This is a genomic window from Pelagibius marinus (assembly GCF_014925385.1).
Lineage (GTDB): Bacteria > Pseudomonadota > Alphaproteobacteria > Kiloniellales > Kiloniellaceae > Pelagibius > Pelagibius marinus.
This window is the reverse complement of record NZ_JACSDK010000003.1, coordinates 396,367-415,405: the sequence shown is the minus strand read 5'-3', so window position 1 is coordinate 415,405 and position 19,039 is coordinate 396,367. Positions and strand designations below refer to the sequence as shown.

The following is a 19,039-nucleotide window of genomic DNA, read 5'->3' as shown; positions in this document are numbered from 1 at the left end:
CCGTCAAGAAAACGGCCATAGAAAAAGGGCCTCCGCGCGGCGGAGGCCCTCGATCGTTGTCTTCGCGCCGGCGCTTCTAACTTCCCGGCTGGGGCTCCGGCTCCAGGCCGCCCGGCGACTCGCCGCTGTCCTTGCCGGCGGCCTTGCCGCTGGTCGGCACCGAGGAACGGCGTCCCGTGGGGCCGCTCGGCGTCTCGTCACTGCGGTCGATGCTGCCGCCGTCGATGATGATCTGCACCTCGTCGCCGCTCAGCGTCTCGAACTCGAGCAGCGCCTTGGAGACGGCGTGCAGGGCGTCCATGTGGTCGGTCAGCACCTTGCGGGCCTTCGCCTCCGCCTCCTCGATGATGCGGCGGATCTCCTCGTCGATAAGCCGCGCCGTCTCCGGCGAGATGGTCTGACTGCGCGCCACGGAGTGGCCCAGGAAGACCTCTTCCTGGTTGTCGACATAGCGCAGGCGGCCGAGCTTGTCGCTCATGCCCCACTCGGTGACCATGGAGCGGGCCATGTTGGTGGCCTGCTGGATGTCGTTGCTGGCGCCGGTGGAGACGTTCTCGATGCCGTAGATCAGCTCCTCGGCCATGCGGCCGCCGAACATCATCGCCAGCTTGGCCGTGATTTCCTTGAACTTCAGGCTGTAGCGGTCGGATTCCGGCAGGTTCATGGTAACGCCCAGGGCGCGGCCGCGCGGAATGATGGTGACCTTGTGCAGCGGGTCGTTGCCCGGCGTGAAGAGACCGACCAGGGCGTGACCGGCCTCGTGGTAGGCGGTCATCTCCTTGTCTTCTTCGCTCATCACCATGGAGCGGCGCTCGGCGCCCATCATCACCTTGTCCTTGGCGTTCTCGAAGTCGGCCATGGTGACGACGCGCTTGTTGGCGCGCGCGGCCAGCAGGGCGGCCTCGTTCACCAGGTTGGCGAGGTCGGCGCCGGAGAAACCCGGGGTGCCGCGCGCGATGGTCTTGGCCTCCACGTCGGGGCCCAGCGGCACCTTGCGCATGTGGACCTTGAGGATCTTCTCGCGGCCGATGATGTCGGGGTTCGGCACCACCACCTGGCGGTCGAAGCGGCCCGGGCGCAGCAGCGCCGGGTCCAGCACGTCGGGCCGGTTGGTGGCGGCGATCAGGATGACGCCCTCGTTGGCCTCGAAGCCGTCCATCTCAACCAGCAGCTGGTTCAGGGTCTGCTCGCGCTCGTCGTTACCGCCGCCCAGGCCGGCGCCGCGGTGGCGGCCGACGGCGTCGATTTCGTCGACGAAGATGATGCAGGGGGCGTTCTTCTTGCCCTGCTCGAACATGTCGCGCACGCGGCTGGCGCCGACGCCGACGAACATCTCGACGAAGTCTGAGCCGGAAATCGTGAAGAAGGGCACGTTGGCCTCGCCGGCGATGGCGCGGGCCAACAGGGTCTTACCGGTGCCCGGCGGGCCCACCAGCAGGCAGCCCTTGGGGATCTTGCCGCCCAGGCGCTGGAACTTCTGCGGGTCGCGCAGGAATTCCACGACCTCTTCTAGTTCCTGCTTGGCCTCGTCGATGCCGGCGACGTCGTCGAAGGTGACGCGGCCGACCTTTTCGGTCAGCAGGCGCGCCTTGGACTTGCCGAAGCCCATGGCCTTGCCGCCGCCACCCTGCATCTGGCGCATGAAGAAGATCCACACGCCGATCAGCAGCAGCATCGGGAACCAGGTGATGAGGATGTTCAGCAGGGTGTTGTTGTTGTCGACCGGCTTCACCGTGAAGGTCACGCCGCCCTCGCGCAGCGCCGGGACCAGACCGTCCAGTTCGTCCGTCGCGCGGGTGGCGAAAGCCCGGCCGTTGCTGTCGATGCCGGTAATGTCGCTGCCCTGGATGGTGACGCTGGTGACCTGGCCACTCTGCACGTTATCCAGGAAGGTCGAGTAGGGGATGTCCGACTGCGGCCCCCGACTCATACTGCTCTGGAAGAAGTTGAACAGCGCAAACAACAGCAGAACGATAATGATCCACAGCGCTGCGTTCCGGCTGAAATTCACGGCCTAACCCCTGTTAAACGTCCAGGCACCCAAAAGGGCCTCGGCGGCCGCCCGACCGCCTCTCGTAGAAGATAATGCGCCTTGCGGTCTAAACAACCGTAAAAGCGGGGTTGGTTAACCCGTTTGTGGGGGCAAAACGGCATTCTTTCAACCGCTTGGCCGTTCCGGCGTCCCGAAAATAGCCCACAGGTGGCACCGCCGCCAGGCCCGCTCGGTCGCGGAGGGCCGGCAGAGCCCCCCGGGCCGCCGTCGGAATCCGGGCGGCCCTTGCCCCGGCCCCCACCGCCTCCAGCGCCTTGGCCAGGCGGCGCCAGCCCTCGCTGCCCAGCGGGCCGATGGTCATCTCGCCGGCGGATTTTTCCCGGGTTTCCGCGGTCGCGCCGCGCGACAGCCGGACCTCGAAGCGGCCGTCCCACAGCAGGGCGCCGCCCGGCTTCAGGGCCGCTTCGGCGCTGCGCCCGGCCTCCCGGACGATGAGCCAGCGCTCAGCCCCCGCGGACGACTTGCGCGGCAGAATGCGGCAGCCGCCCAGGGTCACGCCGCGGGCCAGGCCGCTCTCCAAGTAGGCATGCAAACGTTCCAGGCGCTCCAGGCGCGGCGTGTAGTCACAGCCGCCCACGGCCATGAGGCAGCGCGCCAGGGCGCGCAGGGACACCTCGGCGCTCTCGCGCCGCAGGAGAGCGGGATCCAGATCCAGAAAACCCGCCGGGTCGGGCCGCACCGCCCGCGCCAGGGCCGCCGCCACGTCCGCCTCCAGCGCCGCGCGGGCGCGGCCCAGATTGTGGCTGGCGCTGCCCAGGCGCGCCGGCGTCATCCCCTCGTCCGCCAGCTCCGGCAGCAGGCGGCGCAGGCGCACCCGCGCGAAGGCGCCGTCGGCATTGCTCGGGTCCTCGACCCACTCCTGTCCGCGCGCCGCCAGCAGCTCGACGAGCTGCGCCTTGGAGATGGAGAGCAGCGGGCGCAGCAGGCGCAGGCCGCTGGTCTCGCTGACCGGCGCCATGGCGGCCAGACCGTCCAGGCCGCTGCCGCGCCCGAGACGCAGCAGGAAGGTCTCCGCCTGGTCCTCCAGGTGATGCGCCAGGGCGAGATGGAAGATACCGCGCGTCTCGCAGGCCTTCAGCAGCAGCGCGTAGCGCGCCGCGCGCGCCGCCGCCTGGTACGAGGACCCGCTCTTCTTCAGGGGCTTGGGCCCCTCCCACCGCAGGGTGCGGTGGGCAACGCCGAGGGGCTTCAACTGCTTCGCCACCCAGGCCGCCTCTTCCGCCGATTCGGGCCGCAGGCCGTGGTCGACGGTGAAGGCGGTGAGCCTGCCGCCGCGCGGCGCCAGCCAGTCAGCCAGCAGCAGCGCCAGCGCCATGCTGTCCGGACCGCCGGAGACCGCCGCCGCCACATGAGGACGGGGCTCGAAGGGTCCGAGTTCCGCCATCAGGCGGTCGAAGGCCTCAGAAGTGACGCTGGCGGCGCGGTCGCTCATCGGCGTGTCGTCCGCTGGCCGCGCGGCTCAGGGACAGCTCAGCCGCTGCGATTCCCGCTGCGCCCGCGACAGGATCGTGGCCGGGGCGTCAGCGTAGCGGTCCAGCAGCACGTCGAAGGTGCCGCAGGCGTCCTGGGTGCTGCCCAGAGAAGCCAGCGACATGCCGAGTTTCAGCAGGTTGTCCGGCGCCTTGGAGTTTTCGGGATAGGTCTCGAAGCCCTCCGCGAAGGTCACCGCCGCCTGCTGGTAGTTGCCGCGCACGTAGTAGGTCTCGCCCAGCCAGTACTTGGCATTGCCGGCGAGGGCGTCGCCCGGGTGCTGGGCCAGGAAGGCCGCGAAGGCCTGCTCGGCGCCGGCATAGTTGGCCTGGCGCAGCAGGCCGAAAGCGTAGTCGTACTGCTGCTGCGGCGTGCCCGCCGGCAGCACCCCCGCGCCCGGCGGCACGGCGGCCTGCTGCTGGCCGCCGAGGACCGGGGCCGACGGAGTCTGGGCTTGGGTCTGGGCCTGGGCTTGGGCCTGAGCTTGAGCCTGGGCGACGTTGGACGACTGCTGGCTCTGGAAGCTGCTGAGATCCGATTCGCTGATCGAGCCGATGGTGCCCGGCTGCGTCCCGCCGGCAGCGGCGGCGCCCGCGGGCGCCGCCCGGTTCAGCGGCGCCGTCTGGCCGCCGGCCATTTGCCCGGCGGCCATGGTCTCGCCGCCGCTGGTGGCGTTCGCGCCGACCGGCGGCAGGCCGCCCTGCTCCAGGTTGCGCAGGCGCAGGTCGACGTCGGCGACCAGCTTGTCGAGGCGGTCGCTGACACTCTGCATCTGGAAGCCCATCTCCTCGACGCGGCCGGTCAGTTCCTGCAGCTGCACCTCGTACTGGTCGAGCTGCAACTGGATACGGGCCGCCTGGGTCGGCGCCACGCCGCCCGAGGCGGCGCCGGACGTGGCCGCGCCAGCTGGGGGCGCTTCGCCGCCGTAGACCTGCCGCTGCAGGTCAGAGAGCTCGCGCTGCAGACGTTCCAGCTGATCGTCGACGCTCTGCGCCAGCACCGGCTGCTGCAAGCCGGCGAGCAGCACCAGCGGCAGAGCCAGAACGCCGCCGCGCGCCAAAGACACCACCCTGGAAATCGGGAAGGGGGAAGTCGTGAAGGGGAAGCTGCGGACCCTGCAGGCCATCGCTCTTTCCTCCGCTTTGTATTCGGTTCCGGGAGCCTTCGGCCGGGGGCGACCCCGTGGCTCCGCCGGCCATCTTCTGTGGCAGGTCTTCATGTCATCTTTATGGCGCAGTTGCCCACCCGAGACCAGTTTTACGGCCGGCGTGCGGCCCAGCGCAGGCCCGGGAAGGCGCGCCAGACATGCGAAAACCCCGCCCGGCAAAGCGGCAGACGCTCGGCCGGACGGGGCTCTCAACACGACTGAGGCGTCAAACGCCCCTTAGTTCACAACGAAGACGCCGCGGCGGTTCTGCGCCCAGGCGGAATCGTTGGAGCCGAGCACGGCCGGACGCTCCTCACCGTAGCTGACGGTGGAGAGGCGGCCGGGGTTGATGCCCAGCGCAACTAGGTAGTCGCGGACCGAGTTGGCGCGGCGCTCGCCGAGCGCCAAGTTGTACTCACGCGTACCGCGCTCGTCGCAGTGGCCTTCGATGGTCAGGGTGACCGACGGGTTGGTGTCAAGCCAAGCCGCCAGAGCCTCCACGGTGCCACGCTGATCGGCCCGGATGTTGTACTTGTCGAAGTCGAAGAAGACGCGGTCGCCCACCTCGACGGTCAACTCTTCCTGAGTGCCCGCGCCAGGACCGGGAATGGTCTGGGAATCGGTGCCGCTGGTGGACGACTGCGAGGTCGTGCCGGTGCCACTCGAGCCGCTGCCAGACGCTGCGCCGGAATCTTCGGACGGAGTAGAACACGCCGCGAGCAGCAAGGCCGCAGCGAAAGTCGTAACAAGGGAAAAGCGCATATTCTGCCCTCTCAAACACATCCCCGGATTTTCTGGATTCGAGGCCGATCTGCCACCGGTGACTTAACAGATCGAACCTGCTTGATACGGCCCCCCAACGTCGGCAACTAACAGCCGAAAATGGTTAACGGACTATACCGACGCCCCCCTAGCGAATCAAGGGGGACCACGCCGGATCGGATGCGTCCAGAGGCGTCACAAGCTCGCGTTCGTTGAACCCTGTAAGATCAATCGTAAAGATCTTACTAGTGATCTTCCCGCGCGAGTCGGCGCGGGAACTACGGAAGTAGGACAGGACCCGCCCGTTGGGGGCCCAGGTAGGGGCTTCCACGTTGTAATCCCTCACTAACATGCGCTCTCCGGAGCCGTCCGGGCGCATCACGCCGATGTAGAATTCCCCCGCATGCTGACGTGTGAAAGCGATCAGATCGCCGCGCGGAGACCACACCGGCGTGTAGTAATATCCCTGTCCACGACTGATTCGGCGCACATTGCTTCCATCACGATTCATCACATAGATCTGAGGCCGCCCGCCGCGGTCTGAATTAAAGACAATTTCGCGCGAATCGGGCGAAAACGACGGCGAGGTGTCGATGGCCGGGTGGTTGGTCAGCCGCGTCTGGCGCCGGGTGCGCAGGTCGACGGTGTAGATTTCCGTGTTGCCGTCTTTGGCCATGGAGAGGATGACCTCATTGCCCTCGCTGGAAAAGCGCGGAGCGAAGGTCATGCCCGGAAAGTCGCCGAGCACCTCCTGCTGGCCGGTGTTGAGGTTGAAGAGATAGACCCGCGGCACCTCGGCATTGCCGACCGCCTGATAGGCCATGTAGGTGATCTCGCGGCTGGACGGCGAGAATCGCGGGGTCAGCACCAACTCGTTGCCGCTGGTCAGAAAGCGGTGGTTGGCGCCGTCCTGGTCCATGATCGCCAGGCGCTTGATGCGCCGGTTCTGCGGTCCCTGCTCGGCAATATAAACGATCTGAGTATTAAAATAGCCGTCCTCGCCAGTGAGGCGCTCGTAGATCTCGTCGGCGATGCGGTGGGCGATGCCGCGCCAGTTGGCCGGCGGCGTGGTGTACTGGGTGCCGCGCATCTGCACTTCGGAATAGACGTCCCAGAGGCGGAACTGCACCACCATGCGGCCGTCGGCCTGCAGCTGCACGGCGCCGGAGACCAGCGCCTGGGCGTTGATCAGACGCCAGTCGCCGAAGCGCGGGCCGTAGCGCAGGCTGGCGGCATCCTGGATGAAGGCGCCCTTGTCCACCGGGCGGAACAGGCCGCTGCGCTCCAGGTCGGAGGCCACCACGCCGGCGATGTCGGCGCCCAGCTTGGCCTCCTCCGAGACCTCGCCGTAGAGCTCGGGAATGGCGATCGGCAGCGGCTCGACGAAGCCCTTGGTGATATCGACGTTGAGCTGCGCGCGCGCCGGCGTGCCCCCGGCGAGCACCAGGGCGGAGAGGACGGCGGCGAGGGCCAGGCTCCCGCACCAGGCCCGGCGCAGGGTCCCGCGAAAGGCCTCGGGTCGGGCGAGCCTGGTCGGACGGGATTTGAAGCGGTGCATCGACATCATGATCCAAGCATCTCTCTCGGGTTGAAGGTCAGGTTCATCGTCTTCCATGCCGTATATTGGTCGGCGGGCAGCTGGAAGGGGCTGCATTTCAGGATCGCGCGCACGGCGTTCTCCGCCGCGCTGCGGAAATAGGCGTCACGGCTCATGCGCACGGTATCGACCACCCGCGGCTGACCGATCACGCGGCCGTCGGCGGCGAGATCGACGGTAATCTCGACGATCAGGTCTTCGGCCTGGCGGGCCCCGGCATCGATGCGCCAGCAGCGCCGGATCTGGTTCTGCACCGAGTTCTCCAGCTGCTGGCGCTGCACGGCGGAGATCTTCGGCGTCGCCGCCTGAACCGGCGCGCGGGCGGCCTGCTGCGGCTGGCTGGAAGGCTTGTCCTTCAGCTTCTCGACGTTCTTCAGGATCGAGGTCAGGCGGTCTTCCGGCTTGGGCTCTTCCTTCTTCTTCTCCGGCTCCGGCTGCTCGGCGACCTGCACCGGCGGCTTGGGTTTGGGCTTCGGCTTGGGCGGCGGCGCCTCGGCCTCCGGCTCGGGTTCCGGCTCAGGCTCGGGCTCCGGTTCGGGCTCCGGTTCGGGTTCCGGCTCGGGTTCGGGCTCCGGTTCCGGCTCGGGTTCGGGCAGCGGGGCCGGCTCGGGCTCCGGTTCCGGCTCCGGTTCGGGCAGCGGGTCCGGCTCGGGCGGCGGCGCCTTGGCGATCTCGGGCTCGGGCTCCGGGGCTTCCTCGGGCGCCTCGTTCACCGGCTCCGGTTCGGGCTCGGGCTCCGGCACCGGGGCATCGGTGGCCGCCTCCGGCTCGAACACCATCTCCACCGGCACCGAATCGAAATCGACCATGGGGTCGCGCAGGGCGGGCAGCCCGAACACCAGGGCGAGGATCACCCCGAAGTGCAGAAGCGCGGAAAGGAGACTGGCCTTACCCATGATGGCGTTCAGCGATGCTCTCTTGGCTCGAAATGGCGCCCGGCGGCGGCGGGCTTACTGCTGCCCGGCCGGCGCCGGCTCTTCGTCGGCGGCACCCGCCTCGCCGCCCTTCGGCAGTTCGGCGATCAACGCGACCCGCTTGAAGCCGGCCGAGTTCACCGTGCCCATGACCTGCATGATGCGGCCGTAGGCAATGGCGCGGTCGCCACGCACGAAGATGCGGGTATCCGGCTTGTTCTCGGTGATGGCGCGCAGGCGCGGCACCAGCTTGTTCAGCTCGACCTCCGTGTCCTGGATGTAGATCGTCCCTTCCGCGTTGACGGAAATGACCAGCGGTTCATCCGGGTCGGCGATCGACTGGGCCTGGGTCTTCGGCAGGTCGACCGGCACGCCGACGGTCAGCAGCGGCGCCGTCACCATGAAGACGATGAGCAGCACCAGCATGACGTCGACGAAAGGCGTCACGTTGATCTCGCTCAAGGGGCGGTAGCGCTTCTGGGCGCCCCGGCCGCCGCGGCGGCCCGATGACATGAGTGTCGCGGCCATGGCTCAGTTCTTCTCGTCGAGCTTGCGCGACAGGATGGCGCCGAACTCGCCGGAGAAAGCCTCCAGGCGGCCGGCGTAGCGCCCCAGGTCGTTGGACAGCTTGTTGTAGCCGATCACCGCCGGAATGGCGGCGACCAGGCCCAGCGCCGTGGCGAAGAGCGCCTCGGCGATGCCCGGCGCCACCACCGCCAGGCTGGTGTTCTTGGCCGCGGCGATGGAGGTGAAGGCGTTCATGATGCCCCAGACCGTGCCGAAAAGGCCGATGAAGGGCGCCGCCGAGCCGACCGAGGCGAGGAAGGTCATGTGCCGCTCCAGGCGGTCCATCTCGCGGCCCATGGCGATCTCCATGACCCGCTCGATGCGCTGCTGCAGGCTGGCCTTGATCTCCGCCGAGTTGGCGAGGCCGCGCGCCGAGGAACGGCGCCATTCGCGCATCGCCGAGACGAAGATCGAGGCCATGGGATCGGGCGGGCGGTTGTCCAGCCGGTCGTAGAGGTCGTCCAGCGAGCCGCCGGACCAGAAGGCTTCCTCGAACTGGCCGGCGCGTTCCTTCAGGCGCCGCATGCGCAGCACCTTCTCGAAGATGATCGCCCAGCACCAGAACGACGCCATCAGCAGCAGGATCATCACGACCTGCACGACGATGTCGGCCTCCAGGAAAAGCGCCCAGACCGACAAACTCGGGTCGACCGAACCCTCGAGCACAAGAGAATTAACGGCGTCCTGTTCCATGGGTTACCCCTGCTTCAAAGGCTGTATGAAAGGTTCCAAGGCGGCGCGGATCGGCGCCGGAATGCGGGCCGGGCGGCCGTCGCCGTTGACCGAGGCGACGACCACGACCAGGCGGACCAGTTCCTCACCGGCCCGGCAGATGCTCTGCAGGGCGCCGAGCCGCGCCCCACGCAGCTCGGTGAAGCGCGAGCGCACCTCCACCAGGTCGTCGAGCCGCGCGGGGCGGCGGTAGTCGACTTCGCAGCGGTGCACGGCGAAGACGATGTTGTGGCTGTCGCGCAGCTTCGACTGCTCGATGCCGGCCAGGCGCAGGAGCTCGGTCCTTGCCCGCTCGGCGAACTGCAGGTAGCGCGAGTGGTAGACGATGCCGCCGGCGTCGGTGTCTTCGTAGAAGATGCGCAGCGGATAGTGGTGCTCGCCATCGACCACCTTGCCCGACAGCTCAAAAGCGGGCAGTTCGGAAGCGCGAAGGTCGATCAAGCCGCGCCTCCCCCGTTGCCCGTCTCGTCGCCCAGGAAGTCGAGCTGCTCCAGGTTGCGCGGCACGTCGAGGCCCAGATAGGTGAAGCCGCCGCGGGTCAGCACGCGCCCGCGCGGGGTGCGCTGCACCAGGCCCTGCTGGATCAGGTAGGGCTCGATGACCTCCTCCAGCACGTCGCGCTGCTCGGACAACGCCGCCGCCATGGTCTCGACCCCGACCGGCCCGCCGCCGTAGTTGTCGGCCATGCACCTCATATAGCGCCGGTCCATGGCGTCCAGGCCGCGTTCGTCCACGTCCATGCGCTTCAACGCGCTGTCCGCCTGCACCGCCGCGACCTCCTCGACCCCGGCCACCGCCGCGAAATCGCGCACCCGGCGCAGCAGGCGCCCGGCGACACGCGGCGTGCCGCGCGAACGCCGCGCGATCTCCGCCGCCCCCTCGGCCGTCAGCTTCATGTCCAGCACCCGCGCGCCGCGGCTGACGATGAGTTCCAGTTCGTCCGGCTCATAGAACTGCAGACGCAGGGGGATGCCGAATCGTTCCCGCAAAGGGGTGGTAATGAGGCCCGAGCGCGTGGTCGCGCCGACCAGGGTGAAAGGCGGCAGGTCGATGCGCACCGAGCGCGCCGCCGGCCCCTCGCCGATGATGAGGTCCAGGTGGAAGTCCTCCATCGCCGGGTAGAGCACCTCTTCCACCGCCGGGGAAAGGCGGTGGATCTCGTCGATGAACAGCACGTCGCGCGGCTGCAGGTTGGTGAGGATCGCCGCCAGGTCGCCGGCCCGCGCGATGACCGGGCCGGAGGTGGCGCGAAAGCCGACGCCCATCTCGCGGGCGACGATCTGCGCCAGGGTGGTCTTGCCCAGGCCCGGCGGGCCGAAGAACAGCACATGGTCCAGGGCGTCGCCGCGCCCGCGCGCCGCTTCGATGAAGACGCGCAGGTTCTCGCGCACCGCGCGCTGGCCGATGAAGTCGTCCAGGTGGGAGGGCCTCAGGGTGACCTCGCCGTTGTCCTCCTCGCGGAAGTCGGGCGTCACCACCCGGTCGTCCTGGGCGCTGAAGTCGCTCATGACGCCAGCTCCTTGAGGCCAGCCTTGATCAGCGACTCGACCGAGGCCTTGGCGCCCAGCTCACCGCTGGCCTTGGCCACCGCGGCGAAGGCCTCCGCCCGGCGGTAGCCCAGGTTGACCAGCGCCGAGACCGCGTCTTCCGACACCTCGCCGCCGGCACCGCCGACGCCGTTGACCGCTTCGGCGGGCCCGAGGGCCATGCCCCCGGCCTTGTCCTTCAGTTCGGACGCGATGCGCCCGGCCAGCTTGGGGCCGACGCCGCTGGCGCGCGACAGCGAGGCCTTGTCCTGGGCGGCGATGGCGCGCACCAGCTCGTTCGGCGGCAGCACCGAGAGCACGGCCAGCGCCATCTTGGCGCCGACGCCCTGCACCGAATGCAGCAGGCGGAACCAGTCACGCTCGGCGGTCTCGGCGAAGCCGTAGAGATGGATGTGGTCCTCGCGCACGTGGGTCTCGATCCACAGGGTCGCGGCGCCGCCGGGCGGCGGCAGCAGACCCAGGGTGCGCCCGGAGCAGAACACCAGGTAGCCGACCCCGCCGACATCGAGGATCGCCCAGTCGTCGCCGGTGGAATCGACGATGCCGGTCAGCTTGCCGATCAACGGCGGCCTCCCGCGGCAAGACGCCGGGAGGCCGGTTTGATTTTCGCCGCGGACTTGCCTGCGGCGGCCAGGGGATCCTCGACCCCGGCGGCCCATTTCCGCCCGGTGGCCAGGTTGTGGGCGTGGCAGATGGCGACGGCCAGGGCGTCGGCGGCGTCCGCGGCCGCCGGCTTGCAGCCCGGCAGCAGGCGGGTGACCATCATCTCGACCTGTTGCTTGTCCGCGTGGCCGGTGCCGACCACCGCCTTCTTGACGATCATCGGCAGGTATTCGGCGACCTCCAGCCCGCTCAGCGCCGGGGTCAGCAGCGCGATGCCGCGCGCCATGCCGAGCTTCAGGGTGGAGGAAGGGTTCTTGTTGGCCAGCGTCACCTCGACCGCGGCGGTCTGCGGCGCATGGGCCGCCACCACTTCGGCGATGCCGCGGTAAAGCTGCAGCAGACGCTCGGCCAGGTCGGCCTTGCCGTCGGAAACGACCACGCCGTTGGCGACGTGCCGGAGGTGATTGCCCTCGGCATCGATGACGCCCCAACCGGTATGGCGCAAACCCGGATCAAGTCCAAGTACTCGCATTACGGTCGCTTCGGTTCCCCCACTCGTTGCCGCCGGCTAGGCGGTCAGGCGCGCCATCACGTCGTCACTGATGTCGAAGTTGGCCGCGACCCGCTGCACGTCGTCGCTGTCGTCCAGCACGTCGAGCAGCTTCAGCATGGTCTGGGCCTTGTCCTCATCGATCTCGACGGTGTTCTGCGGGCGCCAGGTCAACTCCGCCTCGCGCGGATCGCCGAACTTCTCGGTCAGCGCGTCGCGCACGGTGGAGAAATCGTCGGGATCGCAGGTGATCTCGTGCTGCTCGGCGTTGCTCTCCACGTTGCTGGCCCCGGCCTCGACCGCCGCCTCGAAGACCTCCTCGGCCGAGCCGACCTCGGCCGGATAGGCGATGACGCCGAGACGGTCGAACATGAAGGACACCGAGTTGGTCTCACCCAGGGTGCCGCCGTGCTTGCTGAAGGCAGAGCGCACCTCCGAAGCCGTGCGATTGCGGTTGTCGGTCAGCGCCTCGACGATGACGGCCACGCCGCCGGGGCCATAGCCCTCGTAGCGGACCTCTTCGTAGTTGGTGCCTTCGTCGCCGCCGGCGGCACGCTTGATGGCCCGCTCGATGTTGTCCTTGGGCATGTTCGCCGCCCGCGCGGTCTGGATGGCGCCGCGCAGGGCCGGGTTCTTGTCCGGATCCGGCAGGCCCGCCTTGGCCGCCACCATGATTTCACGGGTAAGACGTGCGAACTGCTTGGCGCGCTTCTTATCCTGCGCGCCCTTGCGGTACATGATGTTCTTAAATTGTGAATGGCCCGCCATAACTCGACGATCCTGATCCTACATAGTGGGACGATAAGGTGAACAGCCTACCACATTTTGAGTGAAGCGGGGCACTCCAGCGCAACGCATAAGCTCCCAATATGGCGACATTAGGGCGGCTTCTAGCAGGTCGCCCGCCCGATCTAAAGACTTAAGAGCCAGCAAAACCGCGGGTTGGACGGCCAGACACCAGAAATGCAATGGGGCGGGTTAACGCCAAATTAACACCGCCGCGTCACTCTCAGGGCTCTCAAACCCCTTTCCTTGAAGGACGGAGCCCCATGCAGCGGCCCTTGAACATCATCGATCTGGCCATCACCGAGGAGGTGTCGGACGACGCCGCCGAGGTCGCCCGGCGCCTGGATCTGGCCGCTGACCTGGTCGAGGAGTTTGCGGAGGAGACCGCCATCGGCGCTCTGGACAGCCTGCTGGCCGCCGCGACCGCGGGAGGCAAAAAGAGCGCCGCCGAGATCGGCCAGCTGGCCGACGACACCGCCGAGCAGACGGAAATCCTGCATTCCGAGATCGAGCGCTTCCTCGCCGTCTCCGCCGGCCAGCGCCCCAACTGATACCCTAGTCAGTCCGGAACGGCTTCCGACAGCCGCCCACCGAGCCTGACCGGCGCCACGCGACGGGCCAGCCCGGTGGCATCGTCGGTTTCCACGAAAACCGCACAGAGCGTCCCCTCGCCGCCGGCGACGGAGAGCCGCTCGCCCCGCACCTTCTTCACGAAACGCTCCATCGGCACGGTCTTGTCCATGCCGATCACCGAATCATAGTCGCCGCACATGCCGGCGTCGCTCTGGTAGGCGGTGCCGCCGGTGAGAATCATGCTGTCGGCGGTGGGCACATGGGTGTGGGTACCGACAAAGAGCGACACCCGGCCGTCGACGACATGGCCGGCGGCCATCTTCTCGGAGGTCGCCTCGGCGTGGAAATCCAGGATCGCCGCGTCCACCGTGGCCCCCAGGCGGTGCTGGGACAGCTGGTTGTTCATGCAGGCGAAGGCGTCGTCCAGGTCCTCCATGAAGAGCTGACCCATGACGTTCAGCACCAGCACCTTCTTGCCGCGCCGCGCCGCGAAGACGCCGACGCCGCGCCCCGGGGTGCCGGGCGGGAAGTTCTGCGGACGCAGCAGGCGCGGCTCGCCGTCGATGTAGGACATGACGTCGCGCTGGTCCCAGGAGTGGTTGCCGCCGGTGATCACGTCGACCCCGGCCTCGAAGAGCTGGCGGCAGATCTTTTCGGTAATGCCGAAGCCGGAGGCGGCGTTCTCGCCGTTGGCGACCACGAAGTCGAGGTCCAGGCGCTGGCGCAGGCCCGGCAGGTGGGCGGCGACGGCGTCGCGCCCGGGCCGGCCTACGATGTCGCCGCAGAACAGAAGTCGCATGCTCGGGGTCTTTCCTTAGTCTTTGCCCGTCTTAGTCTTCCGGGGCGCCAGGCGTGACCACGCCGCGCTCGGTGACCACCAGGTCGAGGGGCTGGTCCGTCACCTCGCGCGGCACCGCCGCCACCTGCTGGCCGGCATAGGCCAGGCCGACCGCCAGGGTATCGCCCGCCTTGCGCAGAAGGGCAAGGCTGCGGTCGTAGAAGCCGCCGCCGTAGCCCAGGCGGTAGCCGGCTCCGTCGAAGGCCAGCAGCGGCACCAGCAGCAGGCCGGGCCGCAGTTCTTCGGCTCCGGAAAGCGGTTCCCGGGTGCCGAAACCGGCCGGCTGCAGGGCGTCGCCCGGCCGCCAGGCCCGAAAGTCGAGCGGCTGCCCGGCGGCGCGGATCGCCGGCAGGGCCAGGCGGTGGCCGCGCCCGGCCAGGGCGTCCATGAGGGGGCGCGGGTCGATTTCGTCGCCCATCGGCCAGTAGGCGGAGACCACCACCCCTTCGGCCAGGGGGACCGCTGCCAGGAAATGGTCGCGCAGGACCGCGGCGCCGGTGCCGCCGGCCTGCCGGTCCGCCGCCGCGGCGCTGGCGCGGGCCGCCTTGGCGCTCCGCCGCAGCGCCCGTTTTGCTTCCTGAAGGGGCGGAATCGCAGGATCAGCGGGCAAAGTCGGGGCTTTCGGGCTGGACGGGGACAGGAGGCGGGAAGGTGCGTGTGGCGGCGCCGCGAAGGCCGTTGGTAACATGAATCCTCTGCGGCCTGCCAAAGCAGGTGGGCGCCATATACCGAGACCAGGGTCCCGGCAGGGACAGCTCCCTAGAGGTTTGTATTGGCCCCAGGGATTGCGATACCTGACGCACCCCGCAGCGCCGCCACACGCTTGAAGACCCTATCTAGGCACCCTGGAGGCGGGCGGCAATAGCTTCTATTCGCTGGGCACAGGCGTCGAGGGCCCGCGAGGCCTGCTCTTCGGAGGCGCCCGGGGGCCCTCCGGCGGCCGCGGCCGGCGCGCGCTGGCCGGCGGGACGGCCGGCCTTGAGGCCGTCGACCTGGCGCTGGGCGTCGTAAAGCTCGTCGGCGATCAGGAGGCAGGCCATGAACAGCAGGCGCTGCTCGCCGACCTGCCCGATGCTGCCTTCCAGCTCCGCCATCTTGCCGTCGATGTGCTCGGCCAGCTGCAGCAGGTGGCTCTCCTGGCCGTCGTCGCAGGTCACCTGGTAGCTGCGGCCGTGAACGGTGAGGGAAATCTGTGCCATGCCCCGGTCCTTATCCTTAGCTCACCAGCTTGCGCAGGCGTCCGATGGTCGCGTCCAGGCGCGTCGACACCGTGCCGGCAAGCCGCTGCAGCTGGGCGTTCTCGCGCCGCGCCGCGTCCAGGGCCTCGCGCAGGGCGTCATCCTCGCCGCCCGCATTACCGCCGGGGCCACCCTGGGCGGCCCGCGCCGCCACCACCCGTTCCAGATTGTCGATCGCAACCTGCAGCCTGTGGCTGGCTTCTTCCAATCGGGGCATTCCGCTTCCGTTCGATTTTCCGGTCGATGCACAGATCTGGAGATCGATCCCTTTTCAGGTCGGATTCCTGTTCAGGCCGATCTGTAGTCGTGGCGACGGCGCGGATTCCCGCGCCGCGCGCCCTAGCAGAGGATAGGCTTCGCCTTCGTGACCGGTCAACTGCGGACCCGGGAAAGCGCCCGCGCCACCGCCGCGCAGCGGTGGTAGGACAAAAGGCGGCAGATTCCGCCTTTCTGCGGCGATATGCCGGTTGACCTTGGCGGGGCGTGGCGGCATGTTGCCGCACGAAAGCGGCCCGCGCTGCCGCCCTTCCGTTCCCCACCAGGTGGACCTTCTTGATGGACGTCGTCACGTCATCCCCGACGCAAGACAACTCAGCGATCCCCGAAAACCAGCAAGACATGGCCAACGCGATCCGCGCGCTGGCCATGGACGCCGTGCAGAAGGCCAATTCCGGCCATCCCGGCATGCCCATGGGCATGGCCGACGTGGCCACGGTGCTGTTCTCGCGCTTCCTGAAGTTCGATCCCACGCGCCCGGACTGGCCCGACCGCGACCGCTTCGTGCTGTCGGCGGGCCACGGCTCCATGCTGCTTTACGCGCTGCTGCACCTGACCGGCTACGAGGACATGACGCTGGAGGAGATCAAGAACTTCCGCCAGCTCGACAGCCGGACCGCCGGCCACCCGGAATACGGCCACGCCAAGGGCATCGAGACCACGACCGGCCCGCTGGGCCAGGGCCTGGCCAACGCCGTCGGCATGGCGCTGGCCGAGCGCCTGCTGAACGCGCGCTTCGGCGACGCGCTGGTCGACCACTACACATATACGATCGCCGGCGACGGCTGCCTGATGGAAGGCGTCAGCCACGAGGCCATCTCCCTGGCCGGCCACCTGAAGCTGAGCAAGCTGATCGTCCTCTTCGACGACAACTCCATCTCGATCGACGGCAGCACGGACCTCACCTGCGACGACGACCAGATCAAGCGCTTCGAGGCCTCGGGCTGGGACACCGCCCGCGTCGACGGGCATGACCCGGAGGCCGTGGCCGCGGCCATCGCGGCGGCCCGCGAGAGCGACAAGCCGAGCCTCATCGCCTGCAAGACCACCATCGGCTACGGCGCCCCCAATAAGCAAGGCACCGCCGCCACCCACGGCGCGCCCCTGGGCGACGAGGAGATCGCCGGCGCCCGCGAGGCGCTGGGCTGGCCCTACCCGCCCTTCGAGATCCCCGAGGCCGTGCTGAAATCCTGGCGTGCCGTCGGCCGGCGCAGCCAGGAGGCGGTGCAGGCCTGGCAGGGCCGCCTGGAGGCCAGCGACCAGCGCGCCGTCTTCGAACGCCAGATGGCCGGCAAGCTGCCCGAGGGCTGGCAGGACGCCGTTGCCGCCTTCAAGGCCGAGATTGCCGCCGAGGCGCCCAGCGTGGCGACCCGCGTGTCCTCGCAGAAGACCCTGGACGTGCTGGCCGCCGCGATCCCCGAGATGATCGGCGGCTCCGCCGACCTGACCGGCTCCAACAACACCAAGGCCAAGTCCCAGGGCGTGGTGACGCCCGACGACTTCTCCGGCAGTTACATCCACTACGGCGTGCGCGAGCACGGCATGGCCGCGGCCATGAACGGCATCGCCCTGCATGGCGGCCTGATCCCCTACGGCGGCACCTTCCTGGTGTTCAGCGACTACTGCCGCCCCTCGATCCGCCTCTCGGCGCTGATGGGCCAGCGGGTCGTCTACGTCATGACCCACGATTCCATCGGCCTGGGCGAGGACGGCCCGACCCACCAGCCGGTCGAGCACCTGGCCGCCCTGCGCGCCATCCCGAACCTGCTGGTCTTCCGTCCGGCCGACACCATCGAGACCGCCGAGTGCTGGGAACTCGCCCTGCAGAGCGAGGACGCGCCCTCGCTGCTGGCGCTGACCCGCCAGGGCCTGCCGACCCTGCGCAAGGACATCTCGGAGAACCACTCGGCCTACGGCGCCTACATCATGGCACCGGCCGACAGCGAGCGGCAGGTGACGCTGATCGCCTCGGGCTCCGAGGTGCAGATCGCCCTGGAGGCGCAGAAGCTGCTGCGCGACGAAGGCATCTCCGCCGCCGTGGTGTCCATGCCCTGCTGGGAGCTGTTCGACCAGCAGCCGCCGCACTACCGCGACGAGGTGCTGGGCCCCGGCACGCTGCACATCGCCATCGAGGCCGCCGTGCCCTTCGGCTGGGAGCGCTGGGTCGAATCCGGCGGCGCCTTCGTCGGCATGCGAAGCTTCGGCGCCTCGGCGCCCATCAAGGATCTGTACAAGAAGTTCGGCATCACCGCCGAAGCCGTGGTGGAAGCCGTCAAGACACGCATTTGACCGCGCCCACGGCGTCGCGGGTTTTCTATAAGAGCCCTGCCCACTGAAGCAGGAACGCAATTGGAGGCCAAGTTATGACTTCTTCTGCGCTGGCGGAAACCGCCCAAGCCCTGGTTGCCGACGGCAAGGGAATCCTGGCCGCGGACGAAAGCTCCCCGACGATCAAGAAGCGCTTCGACAGCATCAAGATCGAGAGCACCGAAGAGAACCGCCGCGACTACCGCGACATGCTCTTCACCACGCCGGACGCCGGCAAATACATCTCCGGCGTCATCCTCTACGACGAGACGATCCGCCAGAAGGCCGCCGACGGCACGCCGCTGGTCGACAAGCTGACCAAGGCCGGCATGATCCCCGGCATCAAGGTCGACATGGGCGCCAAGCCGCTGGCCGGCCACCCCGAGGAGACTGTGACCGAGGGCCTGGACGGGCTGCGCGGGCGCCTGGAGGAATACGCCAAGCTGGGCGCCAGGTTCACCAAGTGGCGCGGCGTCTACCGCATCGGCGACGCCATCCCCAGCGCCGGCTGCATCACCGCCAACGCCCACGCCCTGGCCCGCTATGCCGCCCTGGCGCAGGAAGCCGGCCTGGTGCCGATCGTCGAGCCGGAAGTGCTGATGGACGGCGACCACGACATCGATGTCTGCGAGGCGGTCACCGAAGAGGTGCTGCGCAGCGTCTACAACGAACTGGCGCTGCAGGACGTCTGGCTGGAAGGCACGCTCTTGAAGCCGAACATGGTGATCTCCGGCCAGGACTGCAAAGACCAGGCCGGCGTCCAGGAAGTCGCCGAGCGCAGCGTGCAGTGCCTCAAGCGCACCGTGCCGGCCGCCGTGCCCGGCATCGTCTTCCTGTCCGGCGGGCAGAGCGACGCGCTGGCCACCGAGCACCTCAACGCCATGAACAGGCTGCCCGGCACGCTGCCCTGGAAGCTCAGCTTCTCCTACGGGCGCGCCCTGCAGGCGGCGCCGCTGAAGGCCTGGAGCGGCAAGGCGGCGAACCTGGAAAAGGGCCAGGCCGCCTTCCTGAAGCGCGCCCAGGACAACGCCGCGGCAGCGAGCGGAAAATACGCCGCCTGATCCGCGGCACACAAGAAA

Annotated in this window: 20 protein-coding genes and 1 other RNA gene; 3 read left to right on the top strand and 18 right to left on the bottom strand. The window is 68.6% G+C overall.

The annotated features are described in order from the left end of the window. Positions 1-76 precede the first annotated feature (76 nt). From ftsH to H7X47_RS07185, 13 genes are all read right to left on the bottom strand, one after another. Positions 77-2,011, bottom strand: a complete 1,935-nt coding sequence (gene ftsH, locus H7X47_RS07245) for an ATP-dependent zinc metalloprotease FtsH (protein WP_193367963.1) — start codon at positions 2,009-2,011, stop codon at positions 77-79. 88 nt (positions 2,012-2,099) lie between these two features. Then, positions 2,100-3,485: a tRNA lysidine(34) synthetase TilS gene (gene tilS / locus H7X47_RS07240; RefSeq protein WP_193367962.1), complete on the bottom strand. Its 1,386-nt coding sequence runs from the start codon at positions 3,483-3,485 to the stop codon at positions 2,100-2,102. A gap of 27 nt (positions 3,486-3,512) precedes the next feature. Continuing rightward, complete coding sequence (gene ybgF, locus H7X47_RS07235) at positions 3,513-4,649, bottom strand: tol-pal system protein YbgF (RefSeq protein WP_227010261.1); 1,137 nt, start codon at positions 4,647-4,649, stop codon at positions 3,513-3,515. Positions 4,650-4,907: 258 nt separating this feature from the next. Continuing rightward, positions 4,908-5,432 (bottom strand): peptidoglycan-associated lipoprotein Pal, encoded by a 525-nt coding sequence (gene pal / locus H7X47_RS07230; RefSeq protein ID WP_193367961.1) that lies wholly within the window; start codon positions 5,430-5,432, stop codon positions 4,908-4,910. Positions 5,433-5,580: 148 nt separating this feature from the next. Then, a complete protein-coding gene (gene tolB / locus H7X47_RS07225; protein ID WP_193368023.1) occupies positions 5,581-6,990 on the bottom strand; it encodes a Tol-Pal system beta propeller repeat protein TolB in 1,410 nt (469 codons plus the stop codon). Positions 6,991-6,995: 5 nt separating this feature from the next. After that, a complete protein-coding gene (gene tolA, locus H7X47_RS07220) occupies positions 6,996-7,925 on the bottom strand; it encodes a cell envelope integrity protein TolA (protein ID WP_193367960.1) in 930 nt (309 codons plus the stop codon). A gap of 54 nt (positions 7,926-7,979) precedes the next feature. Next, positions 7,980-8,471, bottom strand: coding sequence for a protein TolR (tolR, locus tag H7X47_RS07215; RefSeq protein WP_193367959.1), 492 nt, complete (start codon positions 8,469-8,471; stop codon positions 7,980-7,982). A 3-nt stretch (positions 8,472-8,474) separates the two neighbouring features. Further along, positions 8,475-9,203 carry a protein TolQ gene (gene tolQ / locus H7X47_RS07210; RefSeq protein WP_193367958.1) on the bottom strand — a complete coding sequence of 243 codons (729 nt, stop codon included), beginning with the start codon at positions 9,201-9,203 and terminating at the stop codon, positions 8,475-8,477. Between the two features lie 3 nt (positions 9,204-9,206). Further along, the gene (ybgC, locus tag H7X47_RS07205; protein WP_227010259.1) at positions 9,207-9,683 is read right to left on the bottom strand and encodes a tol-pal system-associated acyl-CoA thioesterase; all 477 of its coding nucleotides are present in this window, start codon (positions 9,681-9,683) and stop codon (positions 9,207-9,209) included. Continuing rightward, on the bottom strand, positions 9,680-10,750 hold the full coding sequence (ruvB, locus tag H7X47_RS07200) for a Holliday junction branch migration DNA helicase RuvB (protein WP_193367957.1): 1,071 nt from the start codon (positions 10,748-10,750) through the stop codon (positions 9,680-9,682). Before ruvB ends, ybgC begins: the two co-directional genes overlap by 4 nt. Next, on the bottom strand, positions 10,747-11,352 hold the full coding sequence (gene ruvA, locus H7X47_RS07195; RefSeq protein ID WP_193367956.1) for a Holliday junction branch migration protein RuvA: 606 nt from the start codon (positions 11,350-11,352) through the stop codon (positions 10,747-10,749). The genes ruvB and ruvA overlap by 4 nt, the downstream gene beginning before the upstream one ends. Next, positions 11,349-11,924, bottom strand: coding sequence for a crossover junction endodeoxyribonuclease RuvC (gene ruvC / locus H7X47_RS07190; protein ID WP_193367955.1), 576 nt, complete (start codon positions 11,922-11,924; stop codon positions 11,349-11,351). Before ruvC ends, ruvA begins: the two co-directional genes overlap by 4 nt. Before the next feature lie 36 nt (positions 11,925-11,960). Then, entirely contained in the window at positions 11,961-12,710 is a 750-nt protein-coding gene (locus H7X47_RS07185) for a YebC/PmpR family DNA-binding transcriptional regulator (RefSeq protein WP_193367954.1), read from the bottom strand. A gap of 281 nt (positions 12,711-12,991) precedes the next feature. On the opposite strand from H7X47_RS07185, the gene H7X47_RS07180 reads away from it, so the two are divergent. After that, entirely contained in the window at positions 12,992-13,279 is a 288-nt protein-coding gene (locus tag H7X47_RS07180; protein ID WP_193367953.1) for a hypothetical protein, read from the top strand. An 8-nt stretch (positions 13,280-13,287) separates the two neighbouring features. Here H7X47_RS07180 and H7X47_RS07175 read toward each other — a convergent pair whose 3' ends face one another. The 5 genes from H7X47_RS07175 to H7X47_RS07155 all read right to left on the bottom strand — a co-directional run bounded on the left by H7X47_RS07175 (position 13,288) and on the right by H7X47_RS07155 (position 15,594). Further along, entirely contained in the window at positions 13,288-14,100 is an 813-nt protein-coding gene (locus H7X47_RS07175) for a TIGR00282 family metallophosphoesterase (RefSeq protein ID WP_193367952.1), read from the bottom strand. 31 nt (positions 14,101-14,131) lie between these two features. After that, positions 14,132-14,749, bottom strand: a complete 618-nt coding sequence (locus tag H7X47_RS07170) for a 5-formyltetrahydrofolate cyclo-ligase (protein WP_227010258.1) — start codon at positions 14,747-14,749, stop codon at positions 14,132-14,134. Between the two features lie 49 nt (positions 14,750-14,798). Continuing rightward, positions 14,799-14,955: non-coding RNA, 6S RNA (gene ssrS / locus H7X47_RS07165), on the bottom strand. 20 nt (positions 14,956-14,975) lie between these two features. Then, entirely contained in the window at positions 14,976-15,338 is a 363-nt protein-coding gene (locus H7X47_RS07160; RefSeq protein WP_193367951.1) for a cell division protein ZapA, read from the bottom strand. Between the two features lie 16 nt (positions 15,339-15,354). Then, complete coding sequence (locus H7X47_RS07155) at positions 15,355-15,594, bottom strand: hypothetical protein (RefSeq protein WP_193367950.1); 240 nt, start codon at positions 15,592-15,594, stop codon at positions 15,355-15,357. Between the two features lie 401 nt (positions 15,595-15,995). Between H7X47_RS07155 and tkt the strand changes: the two genes are divergently transcribed. Then, positions 15,996-17,942 carry a transketolase gene (gene tkt / locus H7X47_RS07150; protein ID WP_227010257.1) on the top strand — a complete coding sequence of 649 codons (1,947 nt, stop codon included), beginning with the start codon at positions 15,996-15,998 and terminating at the stop codon, positions 17,940-17,942. Between the two features lie 74 nt (positions 17,943-18,016). Continuing rightward, positions 18,017-19,021 carry a class I fructose-bisphosphate aldolase gene (locus H7X47_RS07145; protein ID WP_193367948.1) on the top strand — a complete coding sequence of 335 codons (1,005 nt, stop codon included), beginning with the start codon at positions 18,017-18,019 and terminating at the stop codon, positions 19,019-19,021. Positions 19,022-19,039 lie beyond the last annotated feature (18 nt).

What these genes read in the sequence shown, in the direction of transcription:
- ruvB (WP_193367957.1), bottom strand. Translation starts at nt 10,750, where the DNA reads ATGAGCGACTTCAGCGCCCAGGACGACCGGGTGGTGACGCCCGACTTC.
- pal (WP_193367961.1), bottom strand. Translation starts at nt 5,432, where the DNA reads ATGCGCTTTTCCCTTGTTACGACTTTCGCTGCGGCCTTGCTGCTCGCG.
- H7X47_RS07155 (WP_193367950.1), bottom strand. Translation starts at nt 15,594, where the DNA reads ATGCCCCGATTGGAAGAAGCCAGCCACAGGCTGCAGGTTGCGATCGAC.
- tolQ (WP_193367958.1), bottom strand. Translation starts at nt 9,203, where the DNA reads ATGGAACAGGACGCCGTTAATTCTCTTGTGCTCGAGGGTTCGGTCGAC.
- tolR (WP_193367959.1), bottom strand. Translation starts at nt 8,471, where the DNA reads ATGGCCGCGACACTCATGTCATCGGGCCGCCGCGGCGGCCGGGGCGCC.
- ybgF (WP_227010261.1), bottom strand. Translation starts at nt 4,649, where the DNA reads ATGGCCTGCAGGGTCCGCAGCTTCCCCTTCACGACTTCCCCCTTCCCG.
- H7X47_RS07160 (WP_193367951.1), bottom strand. Translation starts at nt 15,338, where the DNA reads ATGGCACAGATTTCCCTCACCGTTCACGGCCGCAGCTACCAGGTGACC.
- tolB (WP_193368023.1), bottom strand. Translation starts at nt 6,990, where the DNA reads ATGCACCGCTTCAAATCCCGTCCGACCAGGCTCGCCCGACCCGAGGCC.
- ruvC (WP_193367955.1), bottom strand. Translation starts at nt 11,924, where the DNA reads ATGCGAGTACTTGGACTTGATCCGGGTTTGCGCCATACCGGTTGGGGC.
- H7X47_RS07145 (WP_193367948.1), top strand. Translation starts at nt 18,017, where the DNA reads ATGACTTCTTCTGCGCTGGCGGAAACCGCCCAAGCCCTGGTTGCCGAC.
- tilS (WP_193367962.1), bottom strand. Translation starts at nt 3,485, where the DNA reads ATGAGCGACCGCGCCGCCAGCGTCACTTCTGAGGCCTTCGACCGCCTG.
- H7X47_RS07185 (WP_193367954.1), bottom strand. Translation starts at nt 12,710, where the DNA reads ATGGCGGGCCATTCACAATTTAAGAACATCATGTACCGCAAGGGCGCG.
- H7X47_RS07180 (WP_193367953.1), top strand. Translation starts at nt 12,992, where the DNA reads ATGCAGCGGCCCTTGAACATCATCGATCTGGCCATCACCGAGGAGGTG.
- tolA (WP_193367960.1), bottom strand. Translation starts at nt 7,925, where the DNA reads ATGGGTAAGGCCAGTCTCCTTTCCGCGCTTCTGCACTTCGGGGTGATC.
- tkt (WP_227010257.1), top strand. Translation starts at nt 15,996, where the DNA reads ATGGCCAACGCGATCCGCGCGCTGGCCATGGACGCCGTGCAGAAGGCC.
- H7X47_RS07175 (WP_193367952.1), bottom strand. Translation starts at nt 14,100, where the DNA reads ATGCGACTTCTGTTCTGCGGCGACATCGTAGGCCGGCCCGGGCGCGAC.